The 14,318-nt window shown below is 63.7% G+C and carries 15 protein-coding genes; 4 read left to right on the top strand and 11 right to left on the bottom strand.

What is annotated here, in order from left to right; translation table 11 throughout:
- Window positions 1-43: 43 nt before the first annotated feature.
- Window positions 44-976, bottom strand: coding sequence for a Rossmann-like and DUF2520 domain-containing protein (locus FNZ07_RS28750; protein ID WP_091011366.1), 933 nt, complete (start codon window positions 974-976; stop codon window positions 44-46).
- A 789-nt stretch (window positions 977-1,765) separates the two neighbouring features.
- Between FNZ07_RS28750 and FNZ07_RS28745 the strand changes: the two genes are divergently transcribed.
- Window positions 1,766-2,092: a hypothetical protein gene (locus FNZ07_RS28745; protein ID WP_091011367.1), complete on the top strand. Its 327-nt coding sequence runs from the start codon at window positions 1,766-1,768 to the stop codon at window positions 2,090-2,092.
- 141 nt (window positions 2,093-2,233) lie between these two features.
- On the opposite strand, the gene FNZ07_RS28740 is transcribed toward FNZ07_RS28745, so the two are convergent.
- Both FNZ07_RS28740 and FNZ07_RS28735 read right to left on the bottom strand, forming a co-directional pair.
- Entirely contained in the window at window positions 2,234-2,908 is a 675-nt protein-coding gene (locus FNZ07_RS28740; protein WP_091011368.1) for a LysE family translocator, read from the bottom strand.
- A 50-nt stretch (window positions 2,909-2,958) separates the two neighbouring features.
- Window positions 2,959-4,527, bottom strand: coding sequence for a UbiD family decarboxylase (locus FNZ07_RS28735; RefSeq protein WP_091011633.1), 1,569 nt, complete (start codon window positions 4,525-4,527; stop codon window positions 2,959-2,961).
- Window positions 4,528-5,107: 580 nt separating this feature from the next.
- Between FNZ07_RS28735 and FNZ07_RS28730 the strand changes: the two genes are divergently transcribed.
- A complete protein-coding gene (locus tag FNZ07_RS28730; protein ID WP_091011369.1) occupies window positions 5,108-6,280 on the top strand; it encodes a transglycosylase SLT domain-containing protein in 1,173 nt (390 codons plus the stop codon).
- A 96-nt stretch (window positions 6,281-6,376) separates the two neighbouring features.
- Here the strand turns inward: FNZ07_RS28730 and FNZ07_RS28725 are convergent, their stop codons facing one another.
- The 5 genes from FNZ07_RS28725 to FNZ07_RS28705 all read right to left on the bottom strand — a co-directional run bounded on the left by FNZ07_RS28725 (window position 6,377) and on the right by FNZ07_RS28705 (window position 10,354).
- Window positions 6,377-7,570 (bottom strand): pyridoxal phosphate-dependent aminotransferase, encoded by a 1,194-nt coding sequence (locus tag FNZ07_RS28725; protein ID WP_091011370.1) that lies wholly within the window; start codon window positions 7,568-7,570, stop codon window positions 6,377-6,379.
- Between the two features lie 112 nt (window positions 7,571-7,682).
- Window positions 7,683-8,117, bottom strand: a complete 435-nt coding sequence (gene nusB / locus FNZ07_RS28720) for a transcription antitermination factor NusB (protein WP_091011371.1) — start codon at window positions 8,115-8,117, stop codon at window positions 7,683-7,685.
- Complete coding sequence (ribH, locus tag FNZ07_RS28715; RefSeq protein ID WP_091011372.1) at window positions 8,114-8,632, bottom strand: 6,7-dimethyl-8-ribityllumazine synthase; 519 nt, start codon at window positions 8,630-8,632, stop codon at window positions 8,114-8,116. The genes nusB and ribH overlap by 4 nt, the downstream gene beginning before the upstream one ends.
- A gap of 62 nt (window positions 8,633-8,694) precedes the next feature.
- The gene (gene ribBA / locus FNZ07_RS28710) at window positions 8,695-9,834 is read right to left on the bottom strand and encodes a bifunctional 3,4-dihydroxy-2-butanone-4-phosphate synthase/GTP cyclohydrolase II (protein ID WP_091011373.1); all 1,140 of its coding nucleotides are present in this window, start codon (window positions 9,832-9,834) and stop codon (window positions 8,695-8,697) included.
- A 226-nt stretch (window positions 9,835-10,060) separates the two neighbouring features.
- Window positions 10,061-10,354 carry a hypothetical protein gene (locus tag FNZ07_RS28705; RefSeq protein ID WP_091011374.1) on the bottom strand — a complete coding sequence of 98 codons (294 nt, stop codon included), beginning with the start codon at window positions 10,352-10,354 and terminating at the stop codon, window positions 10,061-10,063.
- 329 nt (window positions 10,355-10,683) lie between these two features.
- Between FNZ07_RS28705 and FNZ07_RS28700 the strand changes: the two genes are divergently transcribed.
- Complete coding sequence (locus FNZ07_RS28700) at window positions 10,684-10,959, top strand: antitoxin of toxin-antitoxin stability system (protein WP_432711258.1); 276 nt, start codon at window positions 10,684-10,686, stop codon at window positions 10,957-10,959.
- Window positions 10,956-11,237, top strand: a complete 282-nt coding sequence (locus FNZ07_RS28695) for a type II toxin-antitoxin system RelE/ParE family toxin (protein ID WP_091011375.1) — start codon at window positions 10,956-10,958, stop codon at window positions 11,235-11,237. Before FNZ07_RS28700 ends, FNZ07_RS28695 begins: the two co-directional genes overlap by 4 nt.
- Here the strand turns inward: FNZ07_RS28695 and FNZ07_RS28690 are convergent.
- Genes FNZ07_RS28690 through hemL form a run of 3 tightly spaced genes read right to left on the bottom strand, consistent with a single transcriptional unit; the run spans window position 11,230 to window position 14,302 of the window.
- A complete protein-coding gene (locus FNZ07_RS28690; protein WP_091011376.1) occupies window positions 11,230-11,853 on the bottom strand; it encodes a riboflavin synthase in 624 nt (207 codons plus the stop codon). The two genes, FNZ07_RS28695 and FNZ07_RS28690, sit on opposite strands and share 8 nt — an antisense overlap.
- A gap of 16 nt (window positions 11,854-11,869) precedes the next feature.
- Entirely contained in the window at window positions 11,870-13,000 is a 1,131-nt protein-coding gene (gene ribD, locus FNZ07_RS28685; protein ID WP_091011635.1) for a bifunctional diaminohydroxyphosphoribosylaminopyrimidine deaminase/5-amino-6-(5-phosphoribosylamino)uracil reductase RibD, read from the bottom strand.
- Between the two features lie 9 nt (window positions 13,001-13,009).
- Window positions 13,010-14,302, bottom strand: a complete 1,293-nt coding sequence (hemL, locus tag FNZ07_RS28680; protein WP_091011377.1) for a glutamate-1-semialdehyde 2,1-aminomutase — start codon at window positions 14,300-14,302, stop codon at window positions 13,010-13,012.
- Window positions 14,303-14,318: the final 16 nt, after the last annotated feature.

Genomic DNA, 14,318 nt, shown 5'->3' with positions numbered 1-14,318 from the left:
CCCGGGGCGCGCTGCGCTGCGCCGGTCGTCACATTATCACGGCTTACTTGACGCTTGCACCTGCCGGCACCTGATTCAGCGAGCGCGCGAGCGATTCCTCGACGGCGCGCGCAATGGCATCGATGGCCGCGGGCGGAACCGGCCGGCGACGCGCGAGTTCGACGCCGCGTCGGGACAGCAGCGCGTATAGCGCTGCGTGGTCGCCGCCCAGCTCTTCGAGCAATGTCAGTTGCTTCTGCACGACGCCGGTATCGCCGCGCGAAATCGGGCCGGCGAGTGCGCCAGGCAGGCCTTTGTCGCGAGCGGTTTCGATGGTGCCGGCGAGCATCGGCAGCACGGCGCGTAGCGCGTCGGCTTCGTCGAAACCAAGCGTGCGCCACAAATTGACGCACTCGGAGAGGCTGCACAGCGCAAAGCTTGCCGCATAGTGCGCAGCCGCGTGGTAGAGCATGCGGCCGCCCGCCGGGATCGACAGCGGATGGCAGCGCAGCGCGCCGACGAGCGCCGTCAACGCTTCGTGGAGCGCCCCGTCGGCCTCGATCGTCACCGAGCAGCCAGCGATGCGCTCGAGGTCGGCGAGTTCTCCGCCGAACAGGTACAGTGGATGAAAACCGCCGATCGCCACACCCTGATCGCGCGCCGGCGCCAGCAGTTCGACCGGCGACGCGCCGCTGCAATGCACGAGACCCCAGGCCGCCGTGCCGGCAGCAGCGCCGAAGCGAAGTGTGTTCGCTGTCGTACCGATGCTGTCGTCGGGGACGGTTAGAAAGACGATATCGGCCGCTTCGAGGACTTTCTGCGGATCGTCGGATGCCTGACAGCGCTCGAGTTGTGAGGCGAGTGCCTGCGCGCTACCGGACGTACGGCTGGCGATTGCGCTGACCGGATAACCGGCCCGCGCAAAGCCACGCGCAAGGCAACGAGCGAGTCGGCCCGCGCCGATAAAACCGAGGCGCGGCAACGAGGGCTGCGACATGAGTTCTGCTCCAGACAGGATGACTGAAAGAGGGCGCAAATGTCGAGTATCGCCGATCCGCGGTGGCGTTGCGGCTTTCGTCAGTCTGTTTTCAGTCGATATGGCAGGGGCTGCCGGACATGCGGCATGGCGTCGCCCGCGGGTCTGGAAACTGCTCACAATCGCCACTATGTTCGTTACATCAGGTAGGTCGTCGCCATCGATTTTCCCCGTCGCAGTCCGATTCGAGAGGTCGCCATGAGCATCTTTTCGTACCGAAAGCACTTGCGGTTTCTAACCCATAGCCAGCGCCGGCGCTGGTGGGATCAGAAGAAGCGTCTGAAGCCACGGGTCCGGATCAGCGGCGGGTATGTGCCACCGAGCGTGAGCCGTGAATTCATCTATGTGAAAGTGGGCTAACGCCGCTGACGCGTGAGCGCAGCAGATCGGAGCCCGGCTTGCGAGCCGGGCTTCTGCTCTTGAAGAGCAGTGTAAAGACCAAGGTTTGCGCGAGATGCCAGCTTGCAGTTCATTTGTAATGAAACATTACCGAGGACGCACGATCCGCGCCCATCTACATCGGTAAAACCGTCCGCAGCGCGGTGCCACATCGCGCAAACCCTTGATTTTCGGCACTCTGCACCGCATTTTGCTGCGCGAACGCTGAATCGTCGGACGTAAGGCTGTCGCACCGATTGCAATTTGCAACAAATGCATAAAGCGGGGTAAGCGCTTTTTGGATAGAGTGAATTCCAGAGCACGCCCGTTTTGCGACACGACCATCCTGGCCGTGCCGCCAGGAGAAGAGAAGTGAAAAAGATCGTTCCGTTCATCGTTGCCGCCGCGCTTGCCGCGGGGTTCACCACCGCTGCCGAGGCTCACGTGTCGATCGGGATCGGCCTCGGCATTCCAATCGCGCCTGCCTATCCTGTCTACGCGGCTCCGCCCCCGGTGTACTACGCACCGCCGGCGCCGGTGTATTACGCGCCGCCGCCGGTCTATGCGCCGCCGGTTGTCGTAGGCTACGGTGGTTATGGCGGCTACGGCTACTACGGTCACCCGTACTATGGTCGCGGCTACTACCGCGGCGGTTACTACGGTCACGGCGGTTACGGCCACGGTTACTGGCGCCGTTAAGCGTGGCGCGGGGATAACCCGCGCGGCGCGACAGTCCGTCGCAACCATTCAGGTTTAGCGCCATACGGCGCAACGCAGGCTAGTGCGCCGCGTTGCGCCGTTTTTATTGCCGCGGCTGGATTGCCTGCTGCTGCAATCGGCCTAGTGCACCGGCACAGCGTGCACGATCAGATCTCGATACCCGTTGACGATCACGCTATACGAGAAATACGCGAACAGCAGCGCCGACAGCACGTGACATGCGCGCAGCAGGCGAGTGCCGGCGCGCTTGCGTCCGTGGCTCGCAAGGCCGCATAGAAAGAGCGTCCAGGCGAGCCCGCCGAGAAAGAAGCCACCGAGAAAAATCGCTGCCGTCGGAGCGGTAGTGGCGCCCGCCTTCGCGATCAGCGCGCCGCCTACCGCGGCAAACCACAGGATCGCGCTCGGCGACGAGATCGCCAGCAGCGCGCCGCGCACGAAGCCGCGCCATGCGCCCAGATGTGGAGCCGCCGCATCGGCTTCGCCTTCGACCGGCGGCGCCGACGCCGGATACAGCGCTTCACGCGCCATCTTCCACGTGAGGAACAGCAGGATCGCCGCACCGCCGATCCACACGATCCAGCGCACCGCATCGAACTGCAACAGCGCCGCCATCCCCGCGAGCGCCAGTGCCGCATACAGCAGGTCGCCGAAGCACGAGCCGAGTCCGAGCCAGAAACCGGGTCTGAAGCCATGCGACAACGTCAGCGAGATGACCGCCACGTTGACGAGGCCGATATCGAGGCACAACGAAAGCGACAGGAAAAAACCGTCCGACAACATCGACAGCACATGCATGGGAATCACGTATCACTATTGTTGTTGGTATTCAGCCCCAAGCTTCGCGCTCAAAGGCCAAGCTCGTTCCACAGCACGTCGATGCGCTGTTTGACGGCGGGATCCATGGCGATCGGGCGGCCCCATTCGCGATCAGTTTCGCCGGGCCACTTGCTGGTCGCGTCGAGCCCCATCTTCGAGCCGAGACCGGCCACCGGCGACGCGAAGTCGAGGTAATCGATCGGCGTGCGGTCGACGAGCACGGTGTCGCGCGACGGATCGATACGTGTCGTGATCGCCCAGATCACTTCTTTCCAGTCGCGGATATTCACGTCCTCGTCGACGACGACGATGAACTTCGTATACATGAACTGCCGCAGGAAGCTCCATACGCCGAACATCACGCGCTTCGCGTGGCCCGGGTAGCTCTTCTTCATCTGCACGATCGCCATCCGGTAGCTGCATCCTTCGGGCGGCAGATAGAAGTCGGTGATCTCGGCGAACTGCTTTTGCAGTAGCGGCACGAACACTTCGTTGAGCGCGACGCCGAGCACGGCGGGTTCGTCGGGCGGCTTGCCGGTGTAGGTCGAGTGATAGATCGCATCGCGGCGCATCGTGATGCGCTCGACGGTAAACACCGGAAACCACTCCTGCTCGTTGTAATAGCCGGTATGGTCGCCGTACGGGCCTTCGAGCGCATGCTCGTATGCGGCGCTCGCCCCTTTCGACGGCCGGGCCGGCGCTCCAGGCGGGGCTGCTGCAGGCGTACCGGTCTGCGGATAGATGAAGCCTTCGAGTACGATCTCCGCGCGCGCCGGCACCTGCAGCGTATCGACGCCCGGCGTCAGGCACTTCGCGAGTTCGGTACGCCCGCCGCGCAGCAGCCCCGCGAACTGGTATTCGGAGAGCGTGTCGGGCACCGGCGTGACCGCGCCGAGTATCGTCGCCGGATCGGCGCCGAGTACCACGGCGACCGGGTACGGCTGGCCCGGGTTCTTGAGCGCGAATTCGCGGAAATCGAGTGCGCCGCCGCGGTGGGCCAGCCAGCGCATGATCAGCTTGTTACGGCCGATCAGCTGCTGGCGGTAGATCCCGAGGTTCTGGCGGGTCTTGTTCGGCCCGCGCGTCACCGTGAGGCCCCAGGTGATGAGCGGGCCGACGTCGCCGGGCCAGCAGGTCTGGATGGGCAGTTTTGCGAGGTCAACATCGTCGCCTTCCCAGACGATCTCCTGGCAGGGCGGTGAGCTCACCGTCTTCGGCGCCATGTCCCACACGGCCTTCGCGAGCGACAGCAGCTTGCCGGCGTCTTTCAGGCCCTTGGGCGGCTCCGGCTCCTTCAGCGCCGACAGCAGACGGCCGACGTCGCGCAGCGACTCCAGCGCGTCCGCGTCGCCGTTACCGGCCCCCGCGTCGATGCCCATGCCGAGCGCGACGCGCCGCGGCGTGCCGAACAGGTTGCCGAGCACCGGGAACGCGTGCTGCCGTTTCGCCTCGAACAGCAGCGCCGGGCCGCCGGCGCGCAGCACGCGGTCGCACAGCTCGGTCATTTCCAGCACGGGGGAGACGTCTTGCGAGATGCGGCGCAGTTCGCCGAGCGTTTCGAGACGGCCAACGAAGTCGCGCAGGTCTTTGTATTTCATCTGGTCCGGATCGTGGCCGCGTAGCGCGGCAGGGAGGAATAGCGACGGCATGCAATCGCCGCGCCGGATCGATTGGGAATTTTACCCGCGTTGGGTGGCGTACGTTTGGAAGGCGAAAAAGCCATCGCCCTGAAACATATGCGGCATGCGGTTTTCATCGGACTGAACGCCGTTCATTATTACATTTGGTTATGATTGTGACGTTCCATAGTGTTGACGATCTATAAAACCCTGCTAGAATCCGTCGACATTGGTTGCAGGGCCGTAGTTTTTCGACCACCGCCCCCGGTCCTTTAGACGCAACGCGTCGCCGTTAGCCGACCCCTGCACGGCTCCCAACGGTCTGTTTGTCGTCCTCGCCAGCGCCCTTTCGACGCTGGTTTTTCGTGTGGGAACCCCCGGTTGCATGGTTTTTGAGCATGCAGGCGGACCTTCGATACGGTTCCCCAACGGTTATGCCGTTTTTCCCGACGCCGCTGTCGTCCTAACCAGAGCGCGCGACGTCTTGATCTGCGAATGATGTATCGATTGCCGGCTCGTCCGGCGGTCCGCGGATCATGCAACATGGGAGATCTTCTGAATGAACACCTGGTTAACGTGGCGTCCCGATGAACGCCTTGCGCAAGTTGTGCGCGCGATGCTGCGTCGCGGGACGCGAATGAGTCATCATCTGTTCAGCATCGTCGGCGGATTCGCCGTGTTGCTGGCACTGGCACTCTGGCTGATGCCGACATGGCGCGGCGCGATGGCTGCCCGCCTGATGCCGGTCATTTCCGCTGCGGTGCAGGCGGGTCCGGCCCGTCTGCTGCAAGGCAACCCGTTGCCGGGCTTCGGGCCGGCTAGCGGCTCGTCGTCCGACGACTCCCTGTCGTTGTCCGGCACGCCGTCGAGCGATACAAGCGGTACGGTGAGCAACACGAGCTACGACGGTGCCTTCGACGGCAGCGGTTCGAGCGGTGGCGCAACGGTCTCGCTGAACGGTCTCGATCCGCGTACGTTGCCGAGCGTTGGTTCGCTGGCACGCCTGATTCCGGCGCAACGCGTCTCCGCCGATGCACGCGATGACCGTGTGCTGGTCTCCACCCGCGAACAGGATCTCGTCGCGTCGTACCTCGCGCGCCGCTACCACGTCGCTCAGGAACCCGTCAGCGAACTCGTGAAGGCAGCCTTCGACACCGGCCGCGAAGTCGGTCTCGACCCGCTGCTGCTGCTGTCGGTGATGGCCATCGAATCGGGCTTCAATCCGTACGCCGAAAGCGGCGTCGGTGCGCAGGGCCTGATGCAGGTGATGGCGAAGGTCCACTCCGACAAGTTCCAGTACTTCGGTGGGCAGAGCGCTGCGCTCGAACCGCTGACGAACATCAAGGTGGGTGCACTGGTCCTGAAGGATTGCATCGCGCGCGGCGGTTCGCTGCCGGGCGGTCTGCGTCTGTACGTTGGTTCGACGTCGCAGGACGATGGCGGTTACGGTGCGAAGGTGATGGGTGAGCGTAGCCGTCTGCGGGACGTGGCGCGTGGTCGCAAGGTACCGGTCAATGCACCGCAGACGACAGCCTCGACTGCAACTCCGTCGGCCACGACTGCCGCAGTTACGAATGGCGGCACGAACAAGCGCGTTCAGGTGACGCTCGATGCGGCGCATCCGCTGACGGCGAAGACCGTTGCCGCCGACGCACCGGCGAAGGCACCGGAGCAGGACGATGCGGCGACTACTACGAAGCATGCAACGTCGTCGTCGGAGCTGGGTGCCTGATGGCTGGTTGAATCTTCTGGTCTAGTTATCGCAGCAAGCAGGCAAATAAAAAGCACCCTCGGGTGCTTTTTTTACGTCGGTACGTAGGCGAGAACACTACCCGCCGAACAACCCGTGCAGACGTTCGACCGCTTCCTCGAGCTTCGGCAGCGCCGTCGCGTACGACAGGCGCACATGTTGCCGCGGCGCGTGCGTACCGAAGTCCATCCCCGGCACGAGCACCACACCTGCCTGATGCAGCATCGCCTTCGTCAGCTCCGCGCTATTTCCCGCGGCTGGGTGCGTGACGCCGCTGCAATCCGCGTACACATAGAACGCGCCGTCCGGCATCACAGGGACCTTGAAGCCAAGCGATTCGAGCGCCGGCGCGATGAAGTCGCGCCGGCGCATGAATTCGAGGCGACGCGCTTCGTAGATCGCGAGCGTGGCCGGTTCGAAGCACGCGAGCGCTGCATGTTGTGCGAGCGCCGACGCGCAGATGAACAGGTTCTGCGCGAGCTTTTCGAATGCATCGATCAGCGTCGGCGGAACGACGAGCCAGCCCAGGCGCCAGCCGGTCATGTGAAAGTACTTCGAGAAGCTGTTGACGGTGACGACATCGTCGCCAAGCGACAGCGCGGATACCGGCCGTTCACCGTAGCTCAAGCCCTGATAGATCTCATCGACGATCGTGAAGCCGCCGCGCGCACGAACCGCATCGACGATGCGCCGCAATTCGTCCGCTTCAATCGATGTGCCGGTCGGGTTCGACGGCGACGCGAGCAGGACACCGCGGGTGCGCTCGGTCCAGAGGCGCTCGACATCGGCGGCGCTCAGCTGGAAGCGTTGGGCGGGGCCGCTTGGCACCAGCACCGGTTTGCCTTCGGCGGCTGCGACGAAATGGCGATTGCACGGGTAGCACGGGTCCGGCATCAGCACTTCGTCGTCGCGATCGACGAGCGCCACGCACGCGAGCAGCAACGCCGCCGATGCACCCGCCGTGACGACGATACGTGCCGGGTCGACATCCACGCCCCATGCATCGGCGTAATGCTTCGCGATCGCTTCACGCAGCGGCCGTATACCGAGTGCGCTCGTATATTGCGTGACACCGCGCCGCAGCGCGCTCGCCGCCGCTTCGACGACCGCTTCGGGCGCCGTGAAATCGGGCTCGCCGATGCCCATATCGATGATGTCGCGTCCGGCATGCTTCAACTGCTCGGCTTCCTTCGCCAGTTCCATGACGTAGAAAGGCTGAATGGCGTCGACGCGAGCGGCAAGCCGCAACAGGGGATGGGTCACGGTGGTCATGCGGTGAGTCCGGTTTCGAAGGCGGGCGGGGCAGCGAGAAAGTGCGCTGTGTCGCCTACTGATCCATCCACCGGCTTCGGGTGGAGGATCAGCGCGACGGAGTGTGCTGCGTCTAGCTTTTGCGGGCGGCTTGCGTCTCGGTGGCGCGCAATTTTGCCGACAGCTTGTCGAGCACGCCATTCACATACTTATAGCCGTCCGAGCCGCCGAACGTCTTCGCGAGTTCAACTGCTTCGTTGATGACGACGCGATACGGAATATCGACGTGATGTTTGAGTTCGTAGGCAGCGACCAGCAACACTGCGCGTTCGACCGGCGACAGCTGTTCGATCGGACGGTCGAGACACGGCGTGAGGTCGGCGGAGAGCGAATCCGCCTCGCGAATCACGCCGTGCAGCAGCGTGTCGAGATGCTCGAGGTCGGCCTTGTCGAAGCCCTGCGCGTTACGCAGCTGCGCATCGATCTCGCCGCCGGGCGCGCCCGACAGCAGCCACTGATACAGCCCCTGCGTGGCCAGTTCGCGGGAACGTCGGCGAGCGCTCTTCATGCACGTTCCTCTTCTTCGTCTTCATCTTCTTCATCGTCGTCGTCATCGCTGTCGAGCTGTTCGAGCGCAACCGAAAGGTTCGCCATTTCGACCGCGACGCGCGCCGCATCGCGGCCCTTTTCGGTCATGCGGGCGACGGCTTGTTCGTCGGTGTCGGTGGTGAGGACCGCGTTGGCGACCGGCACGCCGAAGTCGAGGGCGACCCGGCTGATGCCCGCGCCGCTTTCGTTCGATACCAGTTCGAAGTGATAGGTCTCGCCGCGGATCACGGCGCCAAGTGCGATCAGCGCATCGAACTGGCCGCTTTCGGCGAGTTTTTGCAGCGCGAGCGGGATTTCGAGCGCGCCCGGCACGGTGACGAGCAGCACGTCTTCGCCGGTGACGCCGAGGCGTTCGAGTTCTTCGATACATGCATCGGCGAGGCCGTTGCAGACGGGTTCGTTGAAGCGCGACTGCACGATGCCGACGCGCAGGCCGTCACCGTCGAGATTCGGTTGATATTGTCCGATTTCCATGAGAGGTCCGTAGGTGTTGGATGAAGCGCGGATGCGCGTAAAGGGTCCGGTCAGTGGTTCGATCAGGCGGGCGGCAGCGGAGCTTGCGTCGGGCAGCCGGGCATCGGTACGAAGCCGGTGACTTCGAGGCCGTAGCCCGACATGCTACCGAGCTTGCGCGGGTTCGACAGCACCTGCATCTTGCCGACGCCCAGTTCGCGCAGGATCTGAGCGCCGATGCCGTAGGTCTTGAAGTCGACCGGACGGCGCTTGAGTGCGTCCGCCTTCTCTTTTTCGTCGAAGGCCTTGAACACGTCGATCAGATGCTCGCGCGAATCGCCGCAGTTGAGCAGCACGACGACGCCGAGATCGCACTGCGCGATTTCCTTCATCGCGGCGTCGAGCGTCCACGAGTGGGTCGACGCGCCGACTTCGAGCAGATCGAGCACCGACAGCGGTTCGTGCACGCGCACGGGTGTGTCGCGATCCGCCGCGGGCGTGCCGCGCACCAGCGCGATGTGCGGCGAGCCGCTCGGCAGATCGCGGAACATCACCGCGCGGAACGGGCCGTGTGCGGTCTGCATCGTGCGCTCGGCGACCCGCTCGACGATCGATTCGGTGCGGCTGCGATAGTGGATCAGATCGGCGATCGTGCCGATCTTCAGGCTATGTTCCTGTGCGAACTCCAGCAGGTCGGGCAGGCGCGCCATCGTGCCGTCGTCCTTGATGATCTCGCAGATCACCGCGGCCGGCGTGAGGCCCGCGAGCGCCGTGAAGTCGCAGCCCGCTTCCGTGTGGCCGGCGCGCATCAGCACGCCGCCGGGCTGGGCCATGATCGGGAACACGTGACCGGGCTGGACGATATGTTCGGGACGCGCGTCGTGCGCCACGGCGGCGGCGACCGTGCGGGCGCGGTCGGCGGCCGAAATGCCGGTCGTGACGCCTTCGGCGGCTTCGATGCTGACCGTGAATGCGGTGCCGTACTGGGTGCCGTTGCGGTAGGTCATCAGCGGCAGGTTCAGTTGCTTGCAGCGGTCCTGCGTGAGCGTCAGACAGATCAGGCCGCGACCGTAGCGGGCCATGAAGTTGATCGCTTCCGGCGTGATGAATTCGGCCGCGATGACGAGGTCACCCTCGTTTTCGCGATCTTCTTCGTCGACGAGAATCACCATCCGGCCGGCCTTCAGTTCGGCGATGATCTCAAGGGTGGAGGCGAGCGTCATGTTGGCGTGAAATTCGGGAAAGGGCGTATTTTACGCCACGCGGACGGGCGCGTCCTCCTGGCGGGGATTTCAGACGGCTGCGGACGGTTCGATGAAGCTGGAGCTGGCGGGCAAGTGGGGTCTGCGGGGGATGGGGTGGGGGAGCGACTTGCAGCCGGGGATCGGCCGCCTCGGTGGGCTCAGGTCCACCGAGGGACGATCGAATATGTGTTCCGCAAACGTCCGCTTATGACTTCGAGTTCTGGTACAGCGTGTCGCGCGGGACGAACATATGCGGCTCGAACGCCGGCAATATGATCGTCGCGCCCGCTGGCGTGATGCGGACATTGCAGGTTTGATCGACTTGCTTACCGGCCTGGTAAACGAACGCACCCGGTCCGCCGCCGCATTCGGAAGTGTGTTCGAGGAGGCGCATTTCGCGCCCGTTCGACATCGATTGTGTGACGACGAATCCGTCGGCATGAGCAACGCTTACGCCGACCAGGACAGCTAGTCCAATTACCGCTTTAGCAATCTGCATGATGAGGACCTCCGGGTCCGGCAGCGTGACGCAGGGGCCGGCCGCCGACGGGCTGGAGCCGATGCGAATACAACTATATTAGGTTGCGCTGGTTGCAAATTCCATCGTCGAACGTTGGCCGAACGGCCTAAAGGCCAGTGCGTACTGGCTCACACACACTTCTTGGCATCGTACTGATCGTAGAAAACGGTCGATCGGTCACCGACCTCGGGGCTTTAACGTTGCCCAGAGCGGGCAAGCGAGACTATGCACGGGTAGCGCTCGCGCTCAGGTAATGAGAACGTATATACTTAGTAAGTATGTGCGACGCAACCATGGAGCCGCCCGTGATGAAAGAAGCCGTTTTTACGATGAAGCTTGAAGCTGAGTTACGCGAGGAATTCATGGCAGAAGCAGAAGCAGTGCATAGACCGGCTTCGCAGGTATTGCGCGAATTGATGCGTGAGTTCGTACAACGTCAGCGCGCAGCACGCGAATACGACGAGTTTCTGAGCAGCAAGGTCGATGTCGCCCGCACCTCGTTGCGGGCTGGCAGCGGTCGCTCCAATGCCGAAGTCGAGGCTAAGTTTGCGAAACGGCGCGCCGGTGTCGCCAGCAAGGCATGAGGGTTGTCTGGACGCCGGAAGCCGAGCAGGATCGGGACGACGTGTGGGAGTACATCGCGGCTGATAACCCAGCCGCAGCTGCGTGGATGGATGAGCTGTTCAGTGATGCCGCCGCGCAGCTGGAATGTTTCCCCGAGTTGGGGAGGCGGGGAAGGATCGACGGCACCCGCGAGTTGATTCCGCACGAAAGCTATCTGCTTGTCTATGAGATTGAGGGTGATACGGTGTGGATGCTTGCCCTCGTTCATACCTCCCGGCAATGGCCGCCGATCAACTGATATTTTGCGCCGTCGACAACATCCGCTCCACATACCGCGCAATCATATCGATCTCAAGATTAACCTTCGCTCCTGCCACCAGATGCCTGAGCGTCGTCACCTCGACGGTATGCGGAATCAGGTTGATCGAAAACTCGCAGCCATCCGCGCGGTCGTCCACCGAATTCACCGTCAGGCTCACACCGTTCACGGTAATCGACCCCTTGTACGCCAGATAACGCCCCAGCTCGCGCGGCGCGAGCACCCGCAGCTCATGCGATTCGCCGACCGGCGCAAAGCGCGTCACGGTACCGAGCCCATCGACGTGCCCCGACACGATATGTCCGCCCAACCGGTCGTGCGCACGCAGCGCTTTCTCGAGATTCACGTCGCCGGTCTGTGCGAGCCCGACTGTGAGGTTCAGGCTTTCACGCGACACATCGACGGCGAACGACTGCGCAGTCTTTTCGATCACGGTCATGCACGCACCTTGAATGGCGATGCTGTCGCCAAGCAGGACATCGTCGAGATCGAGCGTTCCAGCTTCGACCACGAGCCGCACACCCGCATCGGCGTCGCTGCCGAGCGGCTTGATCGAAGCAATGCGGCCGACGGCCGCGACAATTCCGGTAAACATCGTGCGGTTTCCTTGTTCAGTGCAAGTCGGTACGTGCGAGCGGCGCGGCAAACCGCGCGAGAACCCGCAGATCCTCGCCGATCCGGTCGACCGCGTGAAAATTCAGTTGAACGCGGCCGTCGAGCGAATCGGGCGCCGCAAGATTGAACATCCCCATCGATTCGACGCCGAGCAGGTTCGGCGCGAGATAGACCAGCAGTTCGTCGACACAACCTTCGCGCAACAGCGAGCCATTCAGTTTGTAGCCGGCTTCGACATGCAGTTCATTGACATTGCGCTTGCCGAGTTCGAGCAGCATCGCCGGCAGATCGACCTTGCCGTCCGCATTGGCGAGCGACACGAGTTCGGCGCCGCGCGCGCGCAATGCGTCAGCGCGTTCCGCGAGCCGTTCATCGAGCGTGCTGCAGAAAATCAACGTCGGCGCGCCGGCCAGTATCTTCGCCTCCGGCGGCACGTCGAGCTGGCTATCGATCAGCACACGTTGCGGCTGGCGCGGCGTATCGATTGCGCGCACCGTCATGCGCGGATCGTCTTCTCTCACGGTACCGATGCCGGTCAGGATCGCCGATGCGCGTGCCCGCCACGCGTGACCGTCGGCGCGTGCGGCTTCGCCGGTAATCCATTGACTCGCGCCGGACGGCAACCCCGTGCGGCCGTCGAGCGATGCCGCGACCTTCATCCGCACCCACGGCCGGCCGCGCGTCATTCGCGACACGAAACCGATGTTCAGTTCATGCGCTTCGTTCGCGAGCAAGCCACAGCGCACTTCGATGCCGGCATCGCGCAGCATCTTGAGTCCGCGGCCCGAGACCTGCGGGTTCGGATCTTCCATGGCGGCGACGACACGCGATACCTGCGCTTCGATCAACGCATTCGCGCACGGCGGCGTGCGGCCGAAGTGGCTGCACGGCTCGAGCGTCACATAAGCGGTCGAACCGCGCACGTCCTGGCCGCGCGAACGCGCGTCCTTCAACGCGCGGACTTCCGCATGATCCTGGCCGGCCGGTTGCGTAAAGCCTTCGCCAATGACAGCGCCGTCCTTCACGAGTACGCAACCGACCCGCGGATTCGGATCGGTCGTGTACATGCCGCGCGTTGCAAGCGCGAGCGCGCGCTCCATATGGACGAAATCGGTTTGCGAGAACATCGGCATGGCTCAGGCAGCGAGTGCGGTGAACGCGCCGCGTGCGGCATCGATTGTCGCGTCGATGATCGCGTCGTCGTGCGCGATCGATACGAAGCCCGCTTCGTAGGCTGACGGCGCGAAGTACACGCCCGCGTCGAGCATCTTGTGGAAGAACGCATTGAAGCGCGGTACATCGGAGCGGGTGACTTCGGCAAAGCTCGTCGGCACGGACGCCGCGAAGTAGAGGCCGAACATGCCACCGACTGAATCTGCGGCGAACGGCACTTTCGCATCGCGCGCGGCAGCAGTGAGTCCTTCTACGAGACGGGTTGTGCGCGCACTGAGTGTGTCGTAAAAGCCCGGTGCCTGGATGAGTTGCAACGTCTTCAGGCCGGCCGCGACGGCGATCGGATTGCCCGACAGCGTGCCCGCCTGATAGACACCGCCGAGCGGGGCGAGATGCGCCATGATGTCGCGCCGTCCGCCGAATGCGGCCGCGGGCATGCCGCCGCCGATCACCTTGCCGAGGCACGTGAGATCCGGTGTGATGCCGTACGCCGCCTGCGCGCCGCCGAGCGCGACGCGAAAACCACACATCACTTCGTCGAAGATCAGCACTGCGCCGTACTCGCTGCACAGGCGCCGCAATGCGGCCAGAAACGCCGGCGTTGCACGCACGAGATTCATGTTGCCCGCGACCGGCTCGACGATCACCGAAGCGATTTCGTTACCGAATGCCTTGAACGCTTCTTCGAGGGCTTCGACGTTGTTGTATTCGAGCACGGTGGTGTGCTTCGCGATGTCGACCGGCACACCCGCGGAAGTCGGGTTGCCGAACGTCAGCAGGCCGGAGCCGGCTTTCACGAGCAGGCTATCCGCATGGCCGTGATAGCAGCCTTCGAACTTGACGATACGACTGCGGTTCGTAAAACCACGCGCGAGTCGCAGCGCGCTCATCGTCGCCTCGGTGCCGCTCGACACCATGCGGACCTGTTCCATCGACGGCACCAGCTTGCAGATCTCTTCGGCGATCTCGATCTCGGCTTCGGTCGGTGCGCCGAACGAGAAGCCGTTCGCGAGCACGCGCTGCACGGCGTCGAGCACCTCCGGATGCACATGCCCGACGATCATCGGCCCCCACGAGCCGATGTAGTCGATATAGCGCTGGCCATCGGCATCCCAGAAGTACGCGCCCTGGGCGCGTTCGATGAAGCGCGGCGTACCGCCGACCGAGCGGAACGCGCGTACCGGCGAGTTGACGCCGCCCGGGATAGTGATCTGCGCGCGTTCGAAGAGAGCTTCGTTTCTGGACTGGCTGGACATGGAATTGCGACCTGAT

Origin of the sequence: Paraburkholderia megapolitana (assembly GCF_007556815.1) — a bacterium.
GTDB classification, from domain to species: domain Bacteria; phylum Pseudomonadota; class Gammaproteobacteria; order Burkholderiales; family Burkholderiaceae; genus Paraburkholderia; species Paraburkholderia megapolitana.
Note: the sequence above shows the minus strand (reverse complement) of the source record. Positions and strands in the feature narration are given on the sequence as shown.